Source organism: Streptomyces qaidamensis, assembly GCF_001611795.1.
GTDB classification, from domain to species: Bacteria; Actinomycetota; Actinomycetes; order Streptomycetales; family Streptomycetaceae; genus Streptomyces; species Streptomyces qaidamensis.
Genome location: NZ_CP015098.1, coordinates 8,942,625 through 8,966,273, shown reverse-complemented (window position 1 = coordinate 8,966,273; position 23,649 = coordinate 8,942,625). Strand labels below are relative to the sequence as shown.

The following is a 23,649-nucleotide window of genomic DNA, read 5'->3' as shown; positions in this document are numbered from 1 at the left end:
CCGAACACCCCTTTGAGGGGCGCGGGGAACTGCGCGACGAGCCACGACGCACTCGCAGACGACGACTCAGCCACGAAGCCGCGACATCGTCGGATCGAACAAGGGCTCCTCAGCCACGACCGCCTCGACGGACTGGTCGAAGTACCCGATGTGCACAACGGTCCCCGGAGCGGCCAGCTCCACCGGCAGCCACGCATAGGCGATGCCCTTGCCGATCGTGTAGCCATAAGCCGCACTGGTGACGTACCCCACCGCACAGTCCCCGTCGTACACCGGCTCCTTGCCCATGACGACGGCCTCGGGGTCGTCGATCGTGAGACAGGTCAGCTTCCGCCGTACATCGGCCTTGCGCCGCTCCAGCGCCGCCTTTCCGACGAAGTCGTCCTTGTCGAGCTTCACGGCGAAGCCGACGCCGGCCTCGTACGGGTCGTGTTCGTACGTCATGTCCGTGCCGAAGGACCGGTAGCCCTTCTCCAGGCGGAGACTGTTGAACGCGCCCCGCCCGGCCGCGATCCCGCCCAGCGGCTCGGCCGCCCGCCACAGCGTGTCCCACAGCTTCTGGCCCAGGTCCGCGGTGGTGTACAGCTCCCAGCCGAGCTCGCCGACGTACGACAGGCGCATCGCGGTGACGGGCACGGAGCCGATGTGGGCGCGCTGGGCGCGGAAGTACTTCAGGCCGGTCGCCGAGAAGTCGGCGTCGGTGAGCGGCTGGAGGACGTCGCGGGCGCGCGGCCCCCACAGGCCGATGCAGCAGGTGCCGGGGGTGATGTCACGCACCTGGACCGTGCCGTCGGCGGGGAGGTGCCGGGTGAACCAGTCGAGGTCCAGGTTGCCGTTGGCGCCGACCTGGAAGAGGTCGGGAGCCAGCCGGGCGACGGTGACGTCGCTGCGGATGCCGCCGTCGTGGTCGAGGAGCAGCGTGTACGTCACCGAGCCGACGGACTTGGCGACCTTGCCGGTGCACAGCCGCTCCAGGAACTCGCCGGCGCCGCGCCCGCTGACCTCCAGCCGCTTGAGGGCCGTCATGTCGTACATGGCGACGGTCTCTCGGGTGGTCTGGGCCTCGGCGGCGACGATGGGCGACCAGTACCGCGCGGCCCAGTCGTTGGGGGTGACGATGGAACGGCCTTCGACCAGGCCGGCGTTGGCCTCGTACCACTGGGGCCGCTCCCAGCCGTTCGCCTCCAGGAAGAAGGCGCCCAGCTCCTGCTGGCGGGTGTGGAACGGGCTGGTGCGGATCGGGCGCGGGTCCCCCGACGGCTGGAGGGGGTGGAGGATGTCGTAGACCTCGACGAAGTTCTGGCAGTCGCGGGCCAGCACGTACTCCGGCGAGAGCTGGTGCGGTTCGAAGCGGTTGACGTCGCACTCGTGCAGGTCGAAGGAGGAGCAGTAGCCGTCGACCAGCCACTCGGCCATGGCCCGCCCGACGCCGGCGGAGTGCGTGACCCAGACGGCCTCGGCGACCCAGAAGCCCTTGACGTCGGGGGATTCGCCGAGCAGGGGCAGGCCGTCGGTGGTGAAGGAGAACAGGCCGTTGATGCCTTCCTCGACCTTGGCGTCCTTCGTCGCGGGCAGGAGTGACTGCGTCTCGGTCCAGGCCTTCTCGAAGTCCTCTTCGGTGAACTTCAGGACGGAGGGCATCGCGTCGGACTCGTCCACGGAGAGGATGTCGTCGGCTGAGATCGGCATCGGGCGGTGTCCGTAGTAGCCGATGCCGAGCCCGTCGAAGCGGTCGCGGTAGTAGAGGTCGGCGTCCTGGTGGCGCAGGATCGGGCGGACCGCCTCCTCGGTCTGGCCTGCCAGAGCCGGGACCGGGCCCGTCCAGGCGAGCTGGTGGGCGAGCGGGGTGAGCGGGAGGTTCATGCCGGCCATGCGGGCGATCTTCGGGCCCCAGATGCCGGCGCAGCAGACGACGATGTCGGCGGGGATCTCGCCCTGGTCGGTCAGGACGCCGGTCACCTCGCCCTCGGCCTGCCGGACGTCGAGGACTTCGTGGCGGGCGAGGAAGCGGACGCCGCGCTCGGTGGCCCGGCGGATCTGCGCCTCCACGGCGAGGACCGCTTTGGCGAGGCCGTCCGTCGGCACGTGGAGGCCGGCGAGGACCTTGTCCGGGTCGACGAGCGGGTGCTGTGCGACGCACTCCTCGGTGGTCAGCAGCCGGGACTCGATGCCCCAGGAGGCCAGCCAGCCGTGGCGCCGCTGCAGTTCGGTGACGCGCTCCGGGCTGGTGGCCACCTCCAGGCCGCCGACCTGGAGGAAGCAGGGCTGCCCGTCGACGTCGAGGGAGCAGAACTTCTCGACGGTGTAACGGGCCATCTCGGTCATGGTCTTGGAGGGGTTGGTCTGGAAGACCAGGCCCGGGGCGTGCGACGACGAGCCCCCGGTGGCGGGCAGTGGGCCCTGGTCGACCACGGTCACTTCGGTCCAGCCGCGCGCGGAGATCTCGTCGGCGAGCGCCGCCCCCACGACGCCCGCTCCGATGATGACCACCCGGGGTCCCGCCATCGCCGCACCTCCGACGTTGAAAGCGATCCAGTTGCTGTCTACGCAACAGGGTTCAGGTTGCGCAACTCAATGTGCCCGCCGCGCATCGGCGTGTCAAGGGGTCCGCGACGCCGGAAAAACACCCGGGCACGACGGGGAGGAAACAGCGCAAAACCACGAGGCCCGGCAGGCTGACGACACAGCCTGCCGGGCCTCTCCGGCCGGACTCACACGGGTGTTCCCGCGGTCTACTTGATCCAGGCGTCGACCTTGCCGCGGTTGGCCTCGACCCACTTCTTCGCCGCGGCCTCGGGCGCCATCTTGTCCACCGCGATGTACTTGGCCACGGTGTTCTGGTCCTCGTTCGTCCAGGTGAAGTTCTTCACCAGGTCATAGGCCGGACTGCCCGACTTGGCGAACTTCGCACTGACGATCTTGTCGAGTTCGTACACGGGGTAGTCACAGGCGACCTTTTCCGCGTCGGCGTCGCAGCCCTCCTTGTACTCGGGCAGGCTGACCTTCTTCAGCGGCACCTCGGACATGAACCACTGCGGCTCGTAGAAGTAGCCGATCACCCACTGCTTGTTCTTCTCGGCGTTGCGGTAGGCCTGGATGAGCGCGGTCTCACTGCCCGCGTACACCACCTTGAAGTCCAGCTTCAGGTTCTTGACCAGCGCCTCGTCATTGGTGACGAACGACGGGTCGCCGTCGAGGAGCTGCCCCTTGCCGCCCGACTCCGAGGTCTTGAACTTCGAGGCGTACTTGTTGAGGTTGTTCCAGTCGGTGATGTCCGGGTGCGCCTTCGCCAGCCACGGCGGCACGTACCAGCCGATGAGGCCCTTGTTGCCGGTCGGGCCGGCATCGACGGCCGTCTTCTGATCGGTGATGTACTTCTTCTTCAGGTCGTCGTGGCCCCAGTTCTCCACGACGGCGTCGACCTCGCCCGTGCCGAAGCCCTGCCAGGCGATCTCCTCCTTGAGGTCCTTCTGCTCGACCTTGCAGCCGAGGTCGTGCTCGGCGACGTACGCGAGGACCGCCGCGTTCGCCTCGTAGCCCACCCACGGGTTGATCGCGAGGTTGAAGGTGCCGCACTTGCCCGAGCTGCCCGAGCCGGCCGCGCTGTCGTCGCCGACCTTCGCGCCTCCGCAGGCCGTGAGGGTGAGGCCGAGGACGGCCAGGCCGGCCGCGCCGGCTCTGAAGTGTCGTGCCATGGTGAGGTGCTCCTTATGCTCCGGCGCGGCGAGCCGCTGCCTGAGTGATCCGGTCGAACATGACTCCGAGCAGGACGATGGCGAGTCCGGCCGCCAGGCCCTTGCCGTACAACTGGCCCTGCGAGAACCCGGCCACGACGTCGTAGCCGAGGGCGCCCGCTCCCACCAGACCGCCGACGACGACCATCGACAGCACGTAGATGAGGCCCTGGTTGGTGGCGAGGGTCAGGGCGCCGCGTGCCATCGGCAGCTGGACCTTGGTGATGATCTGCCAGGTGTTGCATCCGGTGGACATCGCCGCTTCCACGGTGGTTCCGGGCACGGCCCGCACCCCGTCGGCGATGATCTTGATGGCGACGGGTGCCGCGTAGACGATCGCGGCGACGATCGCCGTGAACCGTGTCGCGCCGAACAGCGCGAGGAACGGCACGAGATAGACGAACGGCGGCATGACCTGGGCCGCGTCCAGGGACGGCCTGAGCAGCCGGTCGACGAGCGCGCTGCGTCCCATCCACACCCCGAGGACGACGCCGAGCAGCATCACGAGCACGGTGGCCACCGTGGTGGACGCCAGGGTCGTCATGGCGTCCGACCACACGCCGGTGCCGATGAGCAGCCCCACGCACACGGCGGAGGTGGCCCCGGCACGCCATCCGCCGAGCACCGTGCCGAGCGCGACGAGGGCGGCGCCGACGAGCCACCACGGGGAGTCGGTCAGCAGGGTCTGGAAGGGGTTCAGGAGGCCGTTGGTGAGGGCGTCGCGGAAGGCGTTGGTCAGACCCGAGAGGTTGTCCTGTGCCCAGGTGGTCACGTCGGTGGCCGCCTTGGCGATGGTGCTGCCGGTGCCGCCCTCGCCGGGGAACTCGGCCGCCCACAGGTAGGTGCGCGACAGGTACACCAGGACCGCGGCCACCACTCCCTGGGCCACCACCAGGTGCCGCCGCCACTTGAGGAAGGGACTGTCCGAGCCCCGGGCCGTGTCGGCCCGTACGCTCGCGGCGGTGGTGACCCGGTCGAGCACGATGGCCATGACGACGATGGCCAGTCCGGCGTTGAACGCCGTGCCGACGTCCAGCGACTGCAGGGCCTGGACGACCGTCGCACCGAGGCCGGGCGCGTTGATCAGGGCCGCGATGGTCACCATGGCCAGGGCGGCCATGATGGTCTGGTTGACGCCCATCACCACGGTCCGTTTGGACATCGGCAGCAGCACCTTCAGCAGCGCCTGGCGCCGCGTCGCGCCCATCGAGTCCGCCGCCTCGACGGTGGTCTCGGGTACCGAGCGGATGGCGTGGGCGGTGATGCGGATCGCGGGTGGCGCCGCGTAGATCGCCGTCGCGATGGTGGCGGAGGCCGGACCGATCAGGAAGAACAGGGTCAGGGGCGCCAGGTAGACGAAGGTCGGCATCGTCTGCATGAAGTCCAGGAAGGGTGTCACGATCCGGTTGACCCGGTCGGACAGCCCGGCCCACACCCCCAGCGGGAGGGCGAACAGCAGCGCCACGCAGACCGCGGAGAGGGTCAGCGCCAGCGTGTCCATGCTCTCCTGCCAGAGCCCCTGGAGGCCGAGGAAGGTGAAGCCGGCGACGGCGAGCAGCGCGACCCGCCAGTTGCCCAGGGCCCAGGAGACGTAGCCGACGATGCCCACGACACCGAGCCAGCCGATCTGCGGAACCGGGCGGCCCGCGGGCGGCTGTGAGATCAGCTCCTGGACGAAGGTCACCAGAGTGTCGATGACCAGGCGGATCTCGTTGAAGAAGTAGAGGAAGAGCGGGTTGGAGTTGCGGTTCGCTCCGATGGAGTCGTTGACGTCGTTGAACCACCGGTGCAGGTCGGTCAGATCGGCCGCGGCGAGGGACAGGGTCTGCTTGCCGCGCAGCACGGCGAAGAGGACGAGCCAGACGACCAGGATCCCGGCGACGATCACCGAGCGGCTGACCGTACGCGCCCGCCGGGCGGGGGCGGGCGGCTCCTCGCTCCCGGTCCTCTCCGGTCTCTGCGTCTTGTGCACGGCGACGGTCATCACGCGTCGCCTTCCTGCCCGGCGACCACCGCGAGGATCTCCTCGTCACCGACGATGCCGAGCAGTTTGCCGTTCTCGACGACCTTGACCGGCTTCTCGGCCGCCAGCACCGCCCGCGTGGCCTCCTTCACCACGACGTCCGGGCCCAGCTCGGGACCGTCCAGCGGGTCGTCGGGCTCCGCCGGGCGCATGATCCACCGCAGGGTCAGGACGTCACCGCGGGGCACGTCCCTGACGAAGTCGCGTACGTAGTCGTCCGCGGGGGCGCCGACCAGTTCGTCACCGGTGCCGCACTGGACCATCGCGCCGTCGCGCATGATGAGGATGCGGTCGCCCAGCCGTAGCGCCTCGGACAGGTCGTGGGTGATGAACACCATCGTCTTGCCGACCTCGTGGTGCAGACGGACGACCTCGTTCTGCATGTCGCGGCGGATCAGCGGGTCGAGCGCCGAGAACGGCTCGTCGAAGAGGAGCACGTCGGGGTCGCCGGCCAGGGCGCGGGCGAGACCCACGCGCTGCTGCATGCCGCCGGACAGCTGGTCCGGGTAGGAGCTCTCGTAGCCCGAGAGGCCGACGAGCTCGACGACCTCCAGTGCGCGCTTGGTGCGCTCGGCTCTGCTCATGCCGCGGATCTCCAGCCCGAAGGCCACGTTCTCGACGACCCGGCGGTGCGGCAGCAGCCCGAAGTGCTGGAAGACCATGGAGAACTTGCTGCGGCGCAGCTCGCGCAGGCGGCTCGCGTCCGCGTCGCGGATGTCCTCGCCCTCGAAGAGGATCTCGCCGGCGGTGGGTTCGATGAGCCGGGTCAGACAGCGCACCAGGGTGGACTTGCCGGAGCCGGACAGGCCCATCACGACGAACACCTCGCCGGGCGCGACCTCGAAGTTCACGTCGCGCACGGCGGCCGTGCATCCCGTGCGGTCCATCAGTTCGCGGCGGGTGAGTCCGCGCAGTTCCTCGGAACCGGGCACCTGGGCCGCCTTCGGCCCGAACACCTTCCACAGGTCGCGTACGGAGATGACCGGGGTGGGTGCCGAGTCCTGGGGGGTGTCGCGCCGCCGCGGCGCCTCGGTCGTTGCTGGGGTCATGTTCGACCTCTTTCGGCGTTCAGCCGCGGAACCAGTGCTGCGGCCGGGGTTGGATGTTCTGCCAGATGTGTTTGGGCTCCCGGTACTCGTCCAGGCCCGTCGGTCCCAGCTCCCGGCCTACGCCGGAATGCCCGAACCCACCCCATTCCGCTTGCGGCACATAGGGGTGGTAGTCGTTGATCCACACCGTGCCGTGGCGCAGCCGGCGGGCGACCCGCTGTGCCTTGCCGGCGTCCTGCGTCCAGACGGCACCGGCGAGTCCGTACTCGGTGTCGTTGGCGATGCGTACGGCGTCGTCCTCGTCGGTGAAGCGCTCCACGGTGAGGACGGGCCCGAAGGACTCCTCGTGCACCACGCTCATGTCCTGACCGCACGCGTCGAGCACGGTCGGCGGGTAGTAGTGGCCGTCGGCCAGGGCCGGGTCGGCGGGGCGTTCACCGCCGCAGCGCAGGACGGCGCCCTGCGCGAGTCCGGCCGCGACGTATGCCTCGACCTTCGCCAGGTGCTGGGCGGAGATCAGCGGGCCGGTGTCGGCCTGCGGGTCGAAGGGGCCGCCGAGACGGATGCGCCGGGCGCGGCGGACCACTTCGTCGACGAACCGGTCGTGCAGCGCGTCCTCGACGATCAGCCGGGCGCCGGCCGAGCAGACCTGGCCCGAATGCAGAAAGACGGCCGTGAGCGCGAAGTCCACGGCCGTCTCGAAGTCGGCGTCGGCGAAGACGACATTGGGGTTCTTGCCGCCGAGCTCCAGCGCGACCTTCTTCACGGTCGCGGCGGCGGTGGCCATGATGCGTCTTCCGGTGTCCAGGCCTCCGGTGAAGGAGACCATGTCGACGGCGGGGTCCTCGGCGAGCGGTGCTCCCACCTCGGGCCCGGCCCCCAGGACGAGATTGGCTGCGCCGTCCGGAAGTCCGGCCTCCGCCAGGGCTCTCATCAGCAGGATCGAGGTGGAGGGGGTGAGTTCGCTGGGTTTGAGGACGATCGTGTTGCCTGCGAGCAGCGCGGGTGCCACCTTCCAACTCGCCTGGAGCAGCGGGTAGTTCCAGGGGGTGATCAGTGCGCACACGCCGATCGGCTCGTACACGACGCGGCTGACGGCGTCGTCGCGGCCGGTGTCGATCACCCGGCCGGCGTCGGTGCCGCCGAGCCCCCCGTAGTAGCGGAAGCAGGAGACGACGTCGGCGATGTCGTACGCACTCTCCACGAGCCGCTTGCCGGTGTCCAGTGATTCGGCGCGGGCGAACGCGTCGGCGTCGCGTTCGAGGATGTCGGCGGTGCGCAGCAGGAGCGCGCCGCGCTCGCGCTCGGGGGTGCGCGGCCAGGGCCCCTCGTCGAAGGCCCGGCGGGCCGCTGCGATGGCCGCCTCGGTGTCGGGCCGGGTGCCTTCGGACACGGTCACGGAGAGTGTGCCGTCGGCGGGGCAGCGGATGTCCCGATGGCCTCCGGCCACGGGATCCCGCCATTTTCCATGCACGTACAGGTCTGCCACGTCGGGACCCTTCGAGCGAATCGCGTTGCGCATCGCGCACCGTATTGCTTGTGGTGGAACACTCTGGAGAAGGCGGGAACCCACGTCAAGGGGTTGACGATGACGGTTTCACCAAGGAGGCAGCCCCTTGGAACCCGAGGCCGACCGGCCCGGAACGCCGTGTTTCCGGGCCGGTCCGCTGTCTGAAAACGGGCGGTTACGCGGGTGCTTCGCGGTGTCGGTAGTACGCGGCGGCGGACGGCGGCAGCGGCTCCTTGCCGAGGATGAGGTCGGCCGCCTTCTCGGCGATCATCATCACCGGCGCGTAGATGTTGCCGTTGGTGATGTAGGGCATCACGGACGCGTCGACGACCCGCAGTCCCTCCACGCCGTGCACGCGCAGGTCGGCCGGGTCCACGACGGCCATCTCGTCGGTGCCCATCTTGCAGGTGCAGGACGGATGCAGCGCGGTCTCGGCGTCCTTGGCGACCCAGGCGAGGATCTCCTCGTCGGTCTCCACGGCCGGGCCGGGCGAGATCTCCCCGGCGTTGTACGGGGCCATGGCGGGCTGGTTCAGCAGCCTCCGCGCGACCCTGACGGCCTCGATCCACTCGCGGCGGTCCTGCTCGGTGGAGAGGTAGTTGAAGCGCAGCGCGGGGTGTTCGGCGGGATCCTTGCTCTTGATCTTCACCGAGCCGACGGCGTCGGAGTACATGGGCCCGACGTGCACCTGGTAGCCGTGCCCGCCGGCGGGCACGGAGCCGTCGTAGCGGACTGCGATGGGCAGGAAGTGGAACATCAGGTTGGGGTAGTCCACGTCGTCGTTGCCGCGGACGAATCCGCCCGCCTCGAAGTGGTTGGTCGCGGCCGGGCCCGTACGGAAGAGCCACTGCAGGCCGATGAAGGGGGCCCGCCACTTCGCGAGGTACGGCTGCATGGAGACGGGCTGCTTGCAGCCGTACTGGATGTAGACCTCCAGGTGGTCCTGGAGGTTCTCGCCGACGCCCGGCAGATCGTGTACGACGTCCACGCCGAGCGCCGCGAGCTCCTTGGCGTTGCCGACGCCGGAGAGCTGGAGGAGTTGCGGGGAGTTGATCGCACCTCCGCAGAGGATGACCTCACCGGCCCGCACCCGCTGGGGTCCGCCTCGACCGCGCCGGTACTCGACGCCGACGGCCCGCTTGCCCTCGAAGAGGACGCGGGTGACCAGGGCGCGCGTGGTGACGGTGAGGTTGGGCCGCTTCCGTACGGGCTTGAGGTATGCCTTCGCGGCCGACAGCCGGCGACCGCGGTGGACATTGCGGTCGAACCTGGCGAAACCTTCCTGTCGATAGCCGTTCACGTCGCTGGTGGGAGCGTGCCCCGCCTCCTCCGTGGCCTTGAGGAAGGCCTCGAAGAGCGGGTTGGTCCCCGGACCCCGTTCGAGGACGAGAGGGCCGTCGTGCCCGCGGAACTCGTCGTCCGGGTCGGCTGCCAGGCAGTTCTCCATCCGCCGGAAGTACGGCAGACAGTGCGCGTAGTCCCAGTTCTGCATTCCGGGGTCGGCCGCCCAGCGCTCGTAGTCCATGGGGTTGCCGCGCTGGAAGATCATGCCGTTGATGCTGCTGGAACCACCCAGGACCTTGCCGCGCGCGTGGTAGACGCGCCGGCCGCCCATGTGGGGCTCGGGTTCGGACTCGTACTTCCAGTCGTAGAAGCGGCTGCCGATCGGGTAGGTCAGTGCCGCGGGCATGTGGATGAAGACGTCCCATGGGTAGTCGGGTCTGCCCGCCTCCAGAACCAGGACCCGGTTGCCGGGATCCGCGGAGAGCCGGTTGGCCAGTGCACTGCCGGCCGATCCACCACCGACGATGACGAAGTCGTACTGCAAGTCAGCCATGAGGCCTCGTCTCGCTCGCGCCGTAGAGAATGCGCGGCATGCTAGTACCGGTATCTCTATGCGCACCAGGTTGCGGACAACGCAACTTCCGTTTTCTCGGGACAAGGCCGTGACCTGCACTGCTGTCGGCTATGTTAATCGCCCGTATAGTTGCGACGTGAGCAACTACCATCCAGATACCGAAACGACAAGCGCGCCGACCGGTGGGGTGCAGTCGGTCGACCGGGCCATCACCGTGCTGGAGATCCTGGCCCAGCGCGGCGAGGCCGGAGTCAGCGAGGTAGCCGCCGAGATCGACGTCCACAAGTCCACCGCGTTCCGGCTGCTGGGCGCCCTGGAGGTGCGCGGCCTGGTGGAGCAGGCGGGTGAGCGCGGCAAGTATCGCCTCGGCTTCGGCATCGTCCGTCTCGCCGGCGCGGTCACCGGGCGCATCGACATCACCCAGCAGAGCCGCCCGGTCTGCGAGCGTCTCGCCGAGGAGATCGGCGAGACCGTGAACCTCGCCGTGATGCAGGAGAAGTACGCGATCAACCTGTACCAGGTGCGCGGTCCGGGCGCCGTCACGGCGTTCAACTGGGTCGGCCAGCTGACGCCGCTGCACGCCACCTCCAGCGGCAAGATCCTGCTGGCCCACATGCCGGCGAAGGAGCGCGCCGCGCTGCTGTCGGACGCGGGACTGAAGAAGATGACGCCCCGCACCCTGACCGCGAAGACGAAGCTGGAGAAGAACCTCACCGAGGCGCTGGAGCGCGGCTACTCCTGGACGCTGGAGGAGTTCGAGGCGGGGCTGCACGCCATGGCCGCCCCGGTCCGCAACCGGGACGGCGAGGTCATCGCGGCGATCAGCGCCTCCGGACCGGCGTACCGGCTCACCGAGGACCGGATGCACGACCTCGCTCCGGTGCTGGTCAAGGGCGCGGACGAGATCAGCCATCGGATGGGCTACCTGGGCTGAGCCCGCAGCGCCGCCTGCTCCGGCCGCCCCTCGCGCCGGGGCCGGGAACCGGAGGCCGGGAGCCGCCTTACCGCGGCCGCCCCACGCCCAGGCGCTCCTGGACGAAGGTGTGGAACTCGCCGATGTGGTGCTCGCTCGGCACGAGGACCCCGCCCTTGGCGTACAGCCGGGAGCTCATCGCGGGCTGGCAGCGCTCGCACGCGTCGAAGTCCTGCCGGTTGACCCGGTCGAAGAGCTCCACCGACCGGCTGACGTCCTTGCCGCTCTCGACGACGTGCTTGAGGTAGAGCCAGTCGCACTCGACGATGGTGCGGTCCGCGGCGACCGGGTACATCCGGTGGAAGATCACGTGGTCGGGCACGAGGTTGATGAACACCTGCGGGCGGACGGTGATCGCGTAGTAGCGGCGGTCCTGGTCCTCGGTGACGCCCGGGATGCGGTCGAGGCCCTCCGAGCCGTCGACGGTGAAGCCCTTGACGTCCGCGCCGAACTCCGCGCCGTGCCCCACGTAGTACTGGGCGGCGTAGCCGTCGGCGAACTCGGGCAGCACCTCGGTGAGTTCGGGGTGGATCGTCGCGCAGTGGTAGCACTCCATGAAGTTCTCGACGATGAGCTTCCAGTTCGCCCGGACGTCGTAGACGATCCGTCTGCCGATGTCGAGGTCCTCGATGCCGTAGTGCTCGATCGACTCCGTGTCGCCGAGACGCGCGACGACGTCCTGCACGACCTCGTCGAAGGGGGGCGGGTTCTCGGCGAGGCACACCCACACGTAGCCGAGCCACTCGCGCACCGCCACGCTCGCCAGGCCGTACTCGGTGCGGCTGACGTCGGGCATCTTCGTGAGGTTGGGCGCCGCGACGAGTTTGCCCGTCAGGTCGTACGTCCAGGCGTGGTAGGGGCATTGGAAGGCGCGCTTGACCTCGCCGCTCTCCGCCGTGCAGAGCTTGGCCCCGCGGTGCCGGCAGACGTTGAAGAAGGCGCGTACGGACTGGTCGCGTGCACGGGTGATGAGGATGCTCTCGCGGCCGACCTGCACGGTCCGGAACGCCCCGGGGCCGGCGAGGTCGGCGGCGCGCACGGCGCAGAACCACATCGCCTCGAGGATGTGTTCCTGCTCCTGTGCGAAGACCCCGGGATCCGTGTAGGCGGAGCCGGGCAGGGTGGCGATGAGACTTTCCGGCAGGCCGGTCGAGGTCACTGTGCACTCCTCACAGAAACGTCGTGGATCGGGGCATGCACGCGCCGGGACGAGCTACACCGGACGTCGTCGGTTCAAGGAGCAACGCACTGCTCAGGGCGTGTTGGCCGCGAGCTGCTTGCGCCAGCGCATGAACAGCCGGGGCTGGTTCATCCCGAGTACGGCGACCGGGTGCCCGGCACGCCGGTAGACGGCCAGGACGTCACGGTCGTCCGCGCTGCCTTCCTCGATCGTGACGCTGTCGGCACGGGACGCGTTGCCGGCGAACTGGATCTTCACGCCGTACTGGTCGGACCAGAAGTACGGCGGCCTCGGTACGCCCGGTTCGGACTCGCCCCAGGAGAGCAGGGCGGCCACCGCCGCATCGGGGCGTTCCCGGGCGCCGGTCCAGTGCTCGACACGGCGGTGGGCGCCCGCGCGCGGGTCGTACCAGGAGGCGCAGTCGCCGACCGCGACCACCCCGGCCAGGCTGGTACGGCCGTCCGCGCCGCACTTGACGCCGTCGTCGAGTTCGACACCGGAGCCTGCCAGCCAGTCGACGCAGGGGCGGGCCCCGACACCCACGACGACGATGTCGGCGGGGATGCTGCGGCCGTCCTCCATGAGGACGGCTTCGACACGGGTCTCGCCGCTCAGCCCCTTGACGCCCACGCCGCACAACAGGCGCACGCCGTGGTCGGCGTGGAGAGCGGAGACGATGCCGCCCATGGTCGCGCCGAGCGGTCCGGCCAGGGCGGTGGGCGCCGCCTCGACGATGGTCACGTCGAGGCCGAGCGCGCAGGCGGTGGAGGCGACCTCGGCGCCGATGAAGCCGCCGCCGATCACGACCAGGCGTCCGCCCCGGGCCAGTTCGTCCCGCAGGGCGCGGGCGTCGTCCAGGGTGCGCAGGGTGTGCACACCGGCCAGGCCGTCCATGCCGGGCAGGGTCCGGGCGGAAGCACCGGTGGCGATGACGATGCCGTCGGCTCTCACCTCCCGGCCGTCGGCGAGCCGCACGGCGCGGGGGGTGGTGTCGAGTCCGGCGGCGCGGGCGCCGAGCAGCCACTCCGCTTGCAGGTCCTCGCCGTCCGGCTCCAGTGCGAGATCGGCTTCGCCGATGCCGCCGGCCAGGAACTCCTTGGACAGGGGCGGCCTGTCGTACGGGCGGTGGAGCTCGTCGCCTATGACGACAAGCCGTCCGTCGTATCCCTGTTTGCGCAACGAGCGCGCCGCCGACAGACCGGCCAGCGACGCGCCCACCACGGCCACTGTCCTCACGCGACGCCCCCGGCGAGCCGGGCGGCGATGCAGGGAGGCAGGTTCGGGGCTGCCGTGGACAGCCGGACGTAGATCATGCCGTCCTCGACGAAAACCTCGTGCGTGCGCACCGGGAGCTTGGCCGGCGGGGCGTCGACGGCTCCGGTCTTGAGGTTGAACTTCGAGGCGTGCAGCGGGCATTCGACCTCGCAGCCCTCCAGCCAACCGTCGGCGAGCGAGGCGTCCTGGTGGGTGCATGTGTCGTCGATGGCGAAGAGTTCGCCGTCGTCGGTGTGGAACACCGAGACCGGCGGGTCGATGTCGAGCCTGTGGGCCTCGCCTCGGGGCAGATCCACGAGACGGCACGCGGGAATCATCATGACACCTCGGTGCGTATAGCGAAACGGATTGCGGTGAACGCAACGCCAGTTTGGGGTCGCCCACAAACCCTTGTCAAGGAGTTCACGGTCGCTCGACACCCATATTTTTCGTTGCGTGATATGAAACGCCCTGCGTCATGAGAAACGCAGGTCAGAGCTGTGCACCCCTCAGAACCGGGGCGCCGGCGGCGGTGTCGGCGCGTTCTCGACGCCCCAGCGGGCGGTCACGCGCACCGCGTCGGCCGTCGACGCGACGTCATGGACGCGGACGCACCAGGCGCCCTGCGCGGCGGCCAGGACCGACACCGCGGCGGTGGCGGCGTCCCGCAGGTGCGCCGGGCGGGGCCGGCCCGTCTCCGGGTCCCTCAGCAGGTGGCCCAGAAACGCCTTCCGTGCCGCACCCACCAGAACGGGCCGGCCGAGTGCGGCCGTGACCTCCCGGAGGCGGCCGAGGAGTCGCCAGTTGTGCTCGGCGTGCTTGGCGAACCCCAGCCCCGGGTCGACGACGAGACAGTCCGGCGGGATTCCGGCGCTCACGGCCGCCTCGACTCTCGTCCGCAACTCGTCGACGACGTCGGTGACGACGTCGTCGTAGACGGCGTGCGCCTGCATGCCGGCGGAGTGCCCGCGCCAGTGCATCACCACGTAGGGCGTACCGGCCCGCGCCATGATCGGCAGCATGGCCGGGTCGGCGAGTCCGCCGGAGACGTCGTTGACGAGAGCCGCGCCGGCCTCGACGGCGCGGGCGGCGACCTCGGCCCGCATGGTGTCGACACTGACCTTCGCGCCCGCTGCGGCGAGCGCGCGGACGACCGGCAGCACGCGCCTCAGTTCCTCCTCGACCGGCGGGCGCGTGGCGCCGGGGCGGGTCGACTCGCCGCCCACGTCCAGGATGTCCGCGCCCTCTTCGAGCAGTGCGAGTCCGTGCGCGACGGCCCGGTCCGGGTCGAACCACCGCCCGCCGTCGGAGAACGAGTCGGGCGTGACGTTCACGATGCCCATCACCAGGGTCCGCTCCAGGCGGGGCAGACCTCGCGGGGAAAGGACGGGAGCGGCCCGGTCGGTCCGGGCGGCGGTGCTCATGCGACGCGGGGCGGGTCGGCGAGGGGACGCACGGGAGTCGTCATGGGCTTGTCCACCTCGTTGCATATAGAGGAACCATGTGCGATATGGGCAACGAGTGTCGGGACGCCGCGAGGCGCTGTCAAGGCGGGTGGGACTGCAGGCCCTGGGATCGGAAGGGTGCCCGGATGCATCCGGGCCGGGACGGCCGGGGTGGGTCGTGCCCATGGGTCCCGCCAGGAACCTGGAGGACGAGGGCGTTCGGCCACCCCGGCCGGTACGGCGGGGATCGTGTCACCAGCCGCGGGCGGCCCACTCCTGCAGGTGCGGAGCTTCCGCCTCGACGGTGGTCGTGTCGCCGTGTCCGGTGTGCACGACCGTCTCGCCGGGGAGCGTCAACAGCCGGTCGCCGATCGAGGTGATGATCGTGCCGAAGTCGCTGTACGAGCGGCCGGTCGCGCCGGGCCCTCCCGCGAACAGCGTGTCGCCGCTGAACAGTGCCCCGAGGTCGGGGGCGTACAGGCACACGGCCCCGGGTGCGTGGCCGGGCGTGTGGAGGACGCGCAGTCCGATGCCCGCGACGAGGAGTTCGTCGCCGTCGGCGAGCGGGCCGTCGGGGCGGCGGTTCGGGTGCACCATCTTCCACAGCACCTGGTCGTCGGGGTGCAGCAGGACGCGCGCGCCGGTGGCGAGAGCGACGTCCGGTGCGGCGCGCACATGGTCGTCGTGGGCGTGGGTGCACACGACGGCGGACAGGCGGCGGTCACCGACGGCCTCCAGGACGGCGTCGGAGTCGTGCGCCGCGTCGATGACGAGCACCTCGTCGTCGTCGCCGACGATCCAGACGTTGTTGTCGACGTCCCAGGTGCCGCCGTCGAGGCTGAACGTGCCGCTCGTGACGAGGCGTTCGATGCGCGGTGCGCCGGCCATCACAGCACCACCACGGAGCGCAGCACGTCGCCGCCGTGCATCTTCTCGAATGCCTCCTCCACGTCCCCGAGTCCGATGGTCTCGGTGACGAACGCGTCGAGGTCGAACCGGCCGCCCAGGTACAGGTCGATGAGGGCCGGGAAGTCCCGCGAGGGCAGGCAGTCGCCGTACCAGCTGGACTTCAGCGCGCCGCCGCGACCGAAGACGTCGAGCAGGGGCAGTTCCACCTTCATCTCCGGGGTGGGCACGCCGACCAGCACGACGGTGCCGGCCAGGTCCCGGGCGTAGAAGGCCTGCCGGTACGTCTCCGGGCGGCCGACGGCCTCGACGACGACGTCCGCGCCGAAGCCGCCGGTGAGTTCGCGCACCGCCTCCACGACGTCGCCCTTGGCGCCGTCGACGGTGTGGGTGGCTCCCATGGTCATGGCACGGTCCAGCTTGCGCTGGTCGATGTCGACGGCGATGACCTTGGACGCGCCGGCGAGCCGGGCGCCCGCGACGGCGGCCATGCCGACACCGCCGCAGCCGATGACGGCGACGGAGTCCCCCCGCCCGACGGCGCCGGTGTTGACGGCGGCGCCGAAGCCCGCCATGACACCGCATCCGAGCAGCCCGGCTGCCGCCGCCGGGGCCGCCGGGTCCACCTTGGTGCATTGTCCGGCGGCGACCAGGGTCTTCTCCGCGAAGGCGCCGATGCCGAGGGCGGGCGAGAGCGGGGTGCCGTCGAGCAGCGTCATCGGCTGCGTCGCGTTGTGCGTGGCGAAGCAGTACCAGGGCTTGCCCTTGCTGCACGCCCGGCACTGGCCGCACACGGCACGCCAGTTGAGGATGACGAAGTCCCCGGGCTCGACGCCCGTGACCCCCTCCCCCACCGCCTCCACGCGACCGGCCGCCTCGTGTCCCAGAAGGAAGGGGAACTCGTCGTTGATCCCGCCCTCGCGGTAGTGGAGGTCGGTGTGGCAGACGCCGCACGCCTCGACCTTGACCAGCGCCTCCCCCGGACCGGGATCGGGGACGACGATCGTCTCGACGGAAACCGGGGCGCCCTTCTTCCGGGCGACGACGGCACGTACCTCGTGAGCCATGAGCTGCTCCTCAGACGGGAAAGTCGCGCGGGTACGCTGCTTCGAGAGTTGCCTCATCAGATACACGCACCGCTATACGCAACTGAGCATCGGGGAGGAGGACACCGGGGGTCAAGGGGTCGGCCGGTACCGGACCGACTCGGCGGATGCACAGCTCGCGGGCTGCGAGTCCGCCAGCGCCTCGGTCGGCACCACACCGGGGCCCTCCCTCGGCTCGACCGCGGCGTCGGCGTCCCCCTCGTGCTCGCGCGCCGCTTCGGGAACGTCCGCCGGCTCGGCGCGCAGCGCCTTCACCAGGGAGACGCACAGGCCGATCATCACGAAGAGGAAGGGGAACGCGGCGATGATGGCCACCTGCTTGACCGCTTCGAGCCCGCCCGCCATCAGCAGCACGGCCGCGACCAGACCGGTCAGCGCGCCCCAGAGGATCACGACGGGGCGTCCGGGGCTCGTGCTGCCACGACAGGAGAGCATGCCCAGCACCACGGAGGCGGCGTCGGCGCCGCTGACGAAGAACAGGCCGACGAGCACGATGACCAGGACCGAGGTGACGGAGAACCAAGGAAGGTTCTGCAGGGTGGCGAACAGACCCGCCTCCTCGCCCTGGGCGACGGCCGACGCCAGATCGGCGCCGTGCATCTGCTGGTTCAGGGCGGTGCCCCCGAGGATCGCGAACCACACGACACTGACCAGGCTCGGCGCGACGATGACGCCGACGATGAACTCCCGGATGGTCCGGCCGCGGGAGATCCGCGCGATGAACGTCCCGACGAACGGTGTCCAGGAGATCCACCACGCCCAGTAGAAGATCGTCCAGCCGGAGAGCCACTCGCCGCCGCCGAAGGCACCCGTCGTGAAGCTCATCCTCGGCAGCGAGGCCAGGTAGCCGCCCAGTGCCTCGGTCTGGCTCTCCAGGATGAACACGGTGGGGCCGACGACGTGGAGTTCCTGGACGGAGTCGAAGGACCACAGGCGCTGCGCGTGGGCCAGCGTACGGGCGCGCTCCTGGCCGCCCACGTGACCTCGGGCGGCAAGGCGCTGCTGGCCGAGCTGCCGCCGGAGCGACTCCGGGCGCTCTACCCGAGCGGACTCCCCGGAGGAGAACCCAAGGCGCTGGAGGACGTCCAGCGTCTGGCGGCCGGGCTGACAGCGATCCGCCGCACACCGGCTGGGCCCTCAACCTCCAGGAGAGCGAGCGGGGTGTGAACGCGGTCGGTGCGTGCGTCCGCGATCGCACCGGTACGGCCGTGGCCGCCGTCGCCGTGGCGGCACCGTCCGCGCGCTGCCCGAAGGGCCGGCTGAACCGACTGGCCTCACCGCTGCTGCTGGTGGCACGGGACATCGGCCAGGAACTGTGACCGTCGCAGGGCGACGGGGCGGGGCCTCATGACGACGGCGTAGCCACCGCGGACGGTGTCATGGGTGGCTGGACGCTTCAGGGCTCACCGCCCGGAGTCACTGCCGGCCGTTGCCCGCGATGGCCAAGGCGGTGCGGGTTGCCGCGGGTTCGTGTTCGGGGGCGATGTCCGCCAGCACGCTCAGAGCGGTGCGCGCCAGATGACGGGCGACCACGCGTGCGGCTTCGGCCGGATCGCCGCTGCGCAGCGCGTCGAGGAGTGCCTCGTGCTCCGCGGACGCCTTGCCCCACGAGGCGGGTGCGCCCAGCTGGGCCAGGCGGATGTAACGCTCGCTGTGTTCGCCGAGCGAAGCGATCATGCGCTGGAGGTGGGGTCCCACCGCCTGGGTGGCGATGCTGTGGAACTCGTGGTGCGCCGCGTGCCACTCCTCCGGCTGGTCGTCGACCGTCAGGCCCCGCATCCGCTTCAGGGCGTCGCTCATGCGCTCGATGTCCTCGGCCGTGAACGACTGGGCCGTCATGCTCACGGCGAGCGTTTCGAGCAGGATGCGGGCCCCGTAGACGGCGTCCAGGTCCTCGGGGTGCACCGACCGCACCCGGGCGCGCTGGTCGGGCCGCGCGTCGATGAGCCCCTCTTCCTGGAGCAGCCGGAACGCCTCGCGCATCGGTGTGCGGCTGACGCCCAGTTTCCGGGCCATCTCGGCCTGGAGCAGCACCGATCCGGGAGGCAGCTCGCCGTTGAGGATCATGGCACGCAGCTGTCCGTGGACGTCGAGAGCCAGGCGGCGCCCGCCCGCGGCGGCCGCGGGGCCCTCTTCCGACGGCGCGGCTCCGGCCTGCGCCTCGGTCTCGTCGCGGGCCGGCCGCTGTTCCTGGCGGGACTCGCTTCTGCTCCTGCTCACGCCGCGAGACTACCCAGGTGTATGCAGCCGACGCATAGACACCCTGCAACTCCACGGCATGGGCTGTTGTGCCCGTCTCCGGCCCGCTTCAAAAAGAGGGTCGACTGTATCCACCTGTTGACGGCGGTGAACCCCCGGCCGGGGCCGTGACCCCTGCCGCTCATCGCTCCAGAACGAGGGAGGCTCCTGTCCCACGCCGATGCGCAGGGTAGCCACTCCGACACCCGAGCCGCGTGCTGGCACGCATAGTCGGTGGGCAGGGGTACTTCACCGCTCCGTCAGGGTTGTCGACTACCTCACCAAAAGCATACACCGAAAGTGTATACACCTTACGACTGCACCCGGGTGTTGTCCCTCACTGGCGGCGGACCCTACCCGCCGCCATGTGTATGCAGCTTCCGACCCGGCACGCGCTTCCGGCCTCAGGGACGGCCGAAACGGTGGCATAGACCTTTTCGTGCTCCATGGCTAGGCTCTGCCGCGCGCACCACGAGAGCGCTCTCAGGCTCTGCTGTTCCACCCCACTCTGCTGGAACAACGAAGGGGCATCCCTTGAGACGCACCACAGCTCTGCGTACCGCACTGTCCGCGCTCCTCCTGCTCGGCACCTGGACCACCGCCTGCGCCCTGCCCGCTTCCGCGGCGGACGCTCCCGCACGCTCCACCGAAGCACCCGCCTCCCCCGCCCTCCTGTCCGCGATGCAGCGCGACTTGGGGCTGACCCGGGACGCGGCCGAGGCACGGCTGGCCGCGGAGAAGACCGCGGCAGCCGTCGAACGCGAGGCCCGCAGTGCCGCCGGTTCCTCCTACGGCGGCTCGTGGTTCGACGCCGGCCGCGGCGAACTCACCGTCGCCGTCACCCGTGCCGCGCGGGCCGACGCCGTACGCGCGACCGGAGCGACCGTACGCCTCGTGCGGTACGACGCACGGCAGCTCGATGCGGCGAAGAAGCGCATCGACGCACTGTCCGCGCCTGCCGACGTGGGCAGTTGGCACGTGGATCCGAAGGCCAACAAGGTCGTCGTGAACGTCGTCGACGGGCACCGGGACGACAACGATGTCCGGGCCTTCCTGGCCCGGGCCCGCGAGGCCGGTCCCGTGGCGGTGCGGCAGACCCCCGCCGCACCGCGTACCTTCGCCGCCGGCACCGTGGGCGGTGACCCGTACTACACCGGCAACGTCCGCTGCTCCATAGGCTTTTCGGTGCACGGCGGCTTCGTCACCGCCGGGCACTGCGGCTCGCCGAGCGCGGCCGTGTACGGCTGGGACCGGTCCTACATCGGCAACTTCCAGGGGTCGTCGTTCCCGGGCAACGACTACGCCTGGGTGAACGTGGGCAGCGGCTGGTGGACCGTGCCGGTGGTGCTCGGCTGGGGCACCGTTCCCGACCAGCTCGTCCGCGGCTCCGCCGAGGCCCCGGTGGGCGCCTCCGTCTGCCGTTCGGGCTCCACCACCCACTGGCACTGCGGCACCGTCCTGGCGAAGAACGAGACGGTGAACTACAGCCAGGGTGCCGTCCACCAGATGACCAAGACCAGCGTCTGCGCCCAGCCCGGTGACTCCGGCGGCTCCTTCATCAGCGGCGACCAGGCCCAGGGCGTCACCTCCGGCGGCTGGGGCAACTGCAGCAGCGGCGGAGAGACCTGGCACCAGCCCGTCAACGAGGTCCTCAACAGGTACGGGCTGCGGCTGCACACCGCCTGACCACTGAACGGCGCCCCGTGCGGGGGACGTGCTGTCCGGCGGACAGCACGTCCCCCGCATCATCGGCTTTCACCGTCGTAGGCGACGAACTCTTGCCTCCCCGAGGCCACGCCGTACGTGGCACGGTCGCCCCGTACGCCCTGGAACACCGCGCCGTCCCGGGTCACTTGGGCCTTGCGTCCGCCGGTGGGTACCCGGACCTGTGCCGTGGTGTTGGCCGGGAGCTGGACGTCGAGCCGGAACCGGCCGTTATCGCGGAGCCACCGGGCGGACACCACGCCGTACGGGGTGTGGTGGTTGCCCTCGGCACGGGTGAGCCTTCCGACCGGACGGGGTCGATCAGCAGTTCGCGGTAGCCGGCACTGCCCGGTGCCCGGCGGATGCCGACCAGACCGCTGTGGAACCAGAGGACGTCGTCGCGGCCGCCCGCGTGCACTGCCCTGACGATGGGGGCCAGGCCGATGGTGCCACCGCTGAAGTGGGGGCCGCCCCCCCCAACGGCCGGTGGGCGTGGACGAGTTCGACCAGCGCGTCCAGGACCCTCCCGCGTTCCCCTTCGGGGACCAGGCCCTCGTCCAGCGCGAGCGCCTGGGCGGCCATGAGCACGCTTCCGGACCGCTCGATCACACCCGAGAGCTCCGCCCAGAAGCTGCTCGGCATCACCCCCCGGACCACCGGGCAGTGGCTGACCGACGCCGGCCTCTGACCGGGACCTCCTGGCCGGGTAATTGCCTTGCCTTCATGACGAGTTGCCGCTGCACTGTGCCCGGACACCACGAGCCGTGGTGCCGGTAGCCCGGGGAGGCAGCGGCAACGATGGAAATCCGTCCCACGACCGACAAGGATCTCGACGTCTTCGTCGACACCCTCCATGCCGCTTTCGGGCTCTTCCCGGAGACCCCGGTCGACGGCGGCGGGCTCTGGTGGTCGGCGCTCGAAATGGACCGCTGCCTCATCGCCGTGGCGGCGGACGGGCGGCCCGCCGGGACCGCCGCCACGCACTCCTTCGAGCTCACCCTGCCCGGTGAGACGCTCGTCCCGGCCCCCGGGGTGACCGCCGTGGGCGTCCTGCCCTCGCACCGGCGTCAGGGCGTGCTCAGCGCGATGATGCGGCATCAGCTCACCGAGCTGCGGGGCCGCGGGGAGATGCTCTCCGTGCTGCTGGCCTCCGAGGCACTGATCTACGGCAGGTTCGGCTACGGTCCGGCGACGTACACGGCGCAGCTGAAGGTACCCCGCCACAAGGCCGCCCTCGCCGCCCCCCGGGCGAGCGGAGTGGCCGAGGGAGCGGCGACCGGCTCGGTCGAGGTACTGCGCAGGGCCGAGTGCGGCGAGATGCTGGAGGAGGTCTACGACCGGTACCGCCGCGCCCAGCCCGGCGCGCTGTCCCGGCCGCACCGCTGGTGGGCCTTGCGCGCGGGGCAGCCGCCGATATCACCGGCACAGCGCTACATCGCCGTGCACCGGGGCGCCGACGGCGTCCCGGACGGGTACGCCAGCTACTCGATCGACTCCGGCACCCTGACGGTGGACGAGACGATTGCCACCGAGGACGCCGTCTTCACGGCCCTGGCCCGGTTCCTCCTCGAACACGACCTGGTATCCCAGGTGGTGTTCAAGCACGTCCCGTCCGATCACCCGCTGCGCTGGCAGTTCGCGGACTACCGGGCCGGCGAGGTCCGCGGCGACATGGACTGGCTCTGGGTGCGGCTGCTGGACGTCCCGCGTGCGCTGACCGCGCGCGGCTGGTTCGCGGACGGCGAGCTGGTCCTCGACATCGACGACCCGTTCCTCGGCCAACACGACCGCTACCTGCTGACCGTCCGGGACGGCAAGGCCGACTGCGTCCCGACGGACCGGGACCCGGACCTGTCCCTGGACGTCCGCGACCTGGGCTCCGTCTACCTCGGCGGCACCGCCCCGAGCACACTCGCACGGGCCGGACACATCCGGGTCCACCACCCGGGCGCAGCCACCCTCGCCGACGCGCTCTTCCGCACCGAGCGCTCGCCGCACTGCCTGCACTGGTTCTGACCGCGCCTGCAGCCCTCGAAAACGTCCCGCTCATCGACTGCTCGGTCGGTGCGTCAGCCGCAGGAAGCAGCGGCAAGGATCGCCCCCGTTACTGAAGTCCGGCCCCGGTCAGTCGCCTTGTTCCGCGCCGATGAGGACGAACGCCATGGTGGCCGGCTGGTCGCTGCGGTTGCGCCAAGCGTGGCGGGTGCCGTTCTGGATCACGATGTCGCCCGGAGAGAGCGATGTGCAGTGGCCGTCATCGAGTTCGAGGACGATCTCGCCGTACAGCACGATGCCGTAGTCCACGGTCGGGGTGGCGTGCATGCCGTCGGGTTCGATGAGTTCGGCGATGCCGGGCGAGTCGGCCCGCTGCTCCCGGTCGAAGGCGGCGGGGTCGAACGCCGGGTCGGCGAAGGCGGATTCCGGCGGGAAGGTCAGCACGATGAACCGCGTACCGCCGGGCGCGGGCAGCAGGCTGGTGATGTCCGGGGTGGGGTCCTCCCCGGACCGGGTGGCCTTTTCGCCCGGTTCGGTGGCCCAGGGCAGCCGGGACACCCAGCCCGGCAGGCTGACGAACTCCCGGCTCCGCGGGACGGGGCCGTCGCTGACGACGATCGATCTGCCGTTCCCGTCGTGGCCGGTGACAACTCTGCGCATGTGTCTCTCCTCGG

General features: G+C 70.4%; 21 protein-coding genes. 5 read left to right on the top strand and 16 right to left on the bottom strand.

Annotated features, from left to right (window positions below):
- Positions 1-66: 66 nt before the first annotated feature.
- The 6 genes from A4E84_RS39335 to betA all read right to left on the bottom strand — a co-directional run bounded on the left by A4E84_RS39335 (position 67) and on the right by betA (position 10,153).
- A complete protein-coding gene (locus tag A4E84_RS39335) occupies positions 67-2,505 on the bottom strand; it encodes a GcvT family protein (protein ID WP_062931116.1) in 2,439 nt (812 codons plus the stop codon).
- Between the two features lie 227 nt (positions 2,506-2,732).
- Complete coding sequence (locus tag A4E84_RS39330; protein ID WP_062931115.1) at positions 2,733-3,695, bottom strand: ABC transporter substrate-binding protein; 963 nt, start codon at positions 3,693-3,695, stop codon at positions 2,733-2,735.
- A 13-nt stretch (positions 3,696-3,708) separates the two neighbouring features.
- On the bottom strand, positions 3,709-5,718 hold the full coding sequence (locus tag A4E84_RS39325; protein WP_062931114.1) for an ABC transporter permease: 2,010 nt from the start codon (positions 5,716-5,718) through the stop codon (positions 3,709-3,711).
- Positions 5,718-6,806: a quaternary amine ABC transporter ATP-binding protein gene (locus A4E84_RS39320; protein ID WP_062931113.1), complete on the bottom strand. Its 1,089-nt coding sequence runs from the start codon at positions 6,804-6,806 to the stop codon at positions 5,718-5,720. Before A4E84_RS39320 ends, A4E84_RS39325 begins: the two co-directional genes overlap by 1 nt.
- 19 nt (positions 6,807-6,825) lie before the next feature.
- Positions 6,826-8,295: an aldehyde dehydrogenase family protein gene (locus tag A4E84_RS39315; protein WP_062931832.1), complete on the bottom strand. Its 1,470-nt coding sequence runs from the start codon at positions 8,293-8,295 to the stop codon at positions 6,826-6,828.
- A gap of 196 nt (positions 8,296-8,491) precedes the next feature.
- Complete coding sequence (gene betA, locus A4E84_RS39310; RefSeq protein ID WP_062931112.1) at positions 8,492-10,153, bottom strand: choline dehydrogenase; 1,662 nt, start codon at positions 10,151-10,153, stop codon at positions 8,492-8,494.
- Between the two features lie 208 nt (positions 10,154-10,361).
- On the opposite strand from betA, the gene A4E84_RS39305 reads away from it, so the two are divergent.
- Positions 10,362-11,108, top strand: a complete 747-nt coding sequence (locus tag A4E84_RS39305; protein WP_062931111.1) for an IclR family transcriptional regulator — start codon at positions 10,362-10,364, stop codon at positions 11,106-11,108.
- A 67-nt stretch (positions 11,109-11,175) separates the two neighbouring features.
- On the opposite strand, the gene A4E84_RS39300 is transcribed toward A4E84_RS39305, so the two are convergent.
- From A4E84_RS39300 to A4E84_RS39270, 7 genes are all read right to left on the bottom strand, one after another.
- Positions 11,176-12,306: an aromatic ring-hydroxylating oxygenase subunit alpha gene (locus A4E84_RS39300; protein ID WP_062931110.1), complete on the bottom strand. Its 1,131-nt coding sequence runs from the start codon at positions 12,304-12,306 to the stop codon at positions 11,176-11,178.
- Positions 12,307-12,399: 93 nt separating this feature from the next.
- Positions 12,400-13,563 carry an NAD(P)/FAD-dependent oxidoreductase gene (locus A4E84_RS39295; RefSeq protein WP_079129302.1) on the bottom strand — a complete coding sequence of 388 codons (1,164 nt, stop codon included), beginning with the start codon at positions 13,561-13,563 and terminating at the stop codon, positions 12,400-12,402.
- Entirely contained in the window at positions 13,560-13,922 is a 363-nt protein-coding gene (locus A4E84_RS39290) for a bifunctional 3-phenylpropionate/cinnamic acid dioxygenase ferredoxin subunit (protein ID WP_062931108.1), read from the bottom strand. Before A4E84_RS39290 ends, A4E84_RS39295 begins: the two co-directional genes overlap by 4 nt.
- A 168-nt stretch (positions 13,923-14,090) precedes the next feature.
- The gene (gene folP / locus A4E84_RS39285) at positions 14,091-15,005 is read right to left on the bottom strand and encodes a dihydropteroate synthase (RefSeq protein ID WP_079129301.1); all 915 of its coding nucleotides are present in this window, start codon (positions 15,003-15,005) and stop codon (positions 14,091-14,093) included.
- A 273-nt stretch (positions 15,006-15,278) separates the two neighbouring features.
- Complete coding sequence (locus tag A4E84_RS39280) at positions 15,279-15,914, bottom strand: MBL fold metallo-hydrolase (protein ID WP_062931106.1); 636 nt, start codon at positions 15,912-15,914, stop codon at positions 15,279-15,281.
- On the bottom strand, positions 15,914-16,999 hold the full coding sequence (locus tag A4E84_RS39275; protein WP_062931105.1) for an S-(hydroxymethyl)mycothiol dehydrogenase: 1,086 nt from the start codon (positions 16,997-16,999) through the stop codon (positions 15,914-15,916). Before A4E84_RS39275 ends, A4E84_RS39280 begins: the two co-directional genes overlap by 1 nt.
- A gap of 111 nt (positions 17,000-17,110) precedes the next feature.
- Positions 17,111-18,016, bottom strand: a complete 906-nt coding sequence (locus tag A4E84_RS39270) for a BCCT family transporter (protein WP_062931104.1) — start codon at positions 18,014-18,016, stop codon at positions 17,111-17,113.
- Here A4E84_RS39270 and A4E84_RS45070 point away from each other — a divergent pair.
- Positions 17,981-18,205: an IclR family transcriptional regulator gene (locus A4E84_RS45070; RefSeq protein WP_237305092.1), complete on the top strand. Its 225-nt coding sequence runs from the start codon at positions 17,981-17,983 to the stop codon at positions 18,203-18,205. The genes A4E84_RS39270 and A4E84_RS45070 overlap by 36 nt on opposite strands.
- Positions 18,202-18,357 (top strand): IclR family transcriptional regulator domain-containing protein, encoded by a 156-nt coding sequence (locus tag A4E84_RS45065; RefSeq protein WP_237305091.1) that lies wholly within the window; start codon positions 18,202-18,204, stop codon positions 18,355-18,357. Before A4E84_RS45070 ends, A4E84_RS45065 begins: the two co-directional genes overlap by 4 nt.
- 97 nt (positions 18,358-18,454) lie before the next feature.
- Here the strand turns inward: A4E84_RS45065 and A4E84_RS39265 are convergent, their stop codons facing one another.
- Positions 18,455-19,258, bottom strand: coding sequence for a GntR family transcriptional regulator (locus tag A4E84_RS39265; RefSeq protein ID WP_079129300.1), 804 nt, complete (start codon positions 19,256-19,258; stop codon positions 18,455-18,457).
- Positions 19,259-19,810: 552 nt separating this feature from the next.
- Between A4E84_RS39265 and A4E84_RS39260 the strand changes: the two genes are divergently transcribed.
- Complete coding sequence (locus tag A4E84_RS39260) at positions 19,811-20,962, top strand: S1 family peptidase (protein WP_062931103.1); 1,152 nt, start codon at positions 19,811-19,813, stop codon at positions 20,960-20,962.
- 59 nt (positions 20,963-21,021) lie between these two features.
- On the opposite strand, the gene A4E84_RS45060 is transcribed toward A4E84_RS39260, so the two are convergent.
- On the bottom strand, positions 21,022-21,240 hold the full coding sequence (locus A4E84_RS45060) for an alpha-L-rhamnosidase C-terminal domain-containing protein (RefSeq protein WP_062931102.1): 219 nt from the start codon (positions 21,238-21,240) through the stop codon (positions 21,022-21,024).
- A gap of 538 nt (positions 21,241-21,778) precedes the next feature.
- Between A4E84_RS45060 and A4E84_RS39250 the strand changes: the two genes are divergently transcribed.
- Positions 21,779-22,996 carry a GNAT family N-acetyltransferase gene (locus A4E84_RS39250; RefSeq protein WP_062931101.1) on the top strand — a complete coding sequence of 406 codons (1,218 nt, stop codon included), beginning with the start codon at positions 21,779-21,781 and terminating at the stop codon, positions 22,994-22,996.
- Positions 22,997-23,104: 108 nt separating this feature from the next.
- On the opposite strand, the gene A4E84_RS39245 is transcribed toward A4E84_RS39250, so the two are convergent.
- On the bottom strand, positions 23,105-23,635 hold the full coding sequence (locus A4E84_RS39245) for a cupin domain-containing protein (protein WP_062931100.1): 531 nt from the start codon (positions 23,633-23,635) through the stop codon (positions 23,105-23,107).
- Positions 23,636-23,649 lie beyond the last annotated feature (14 nt).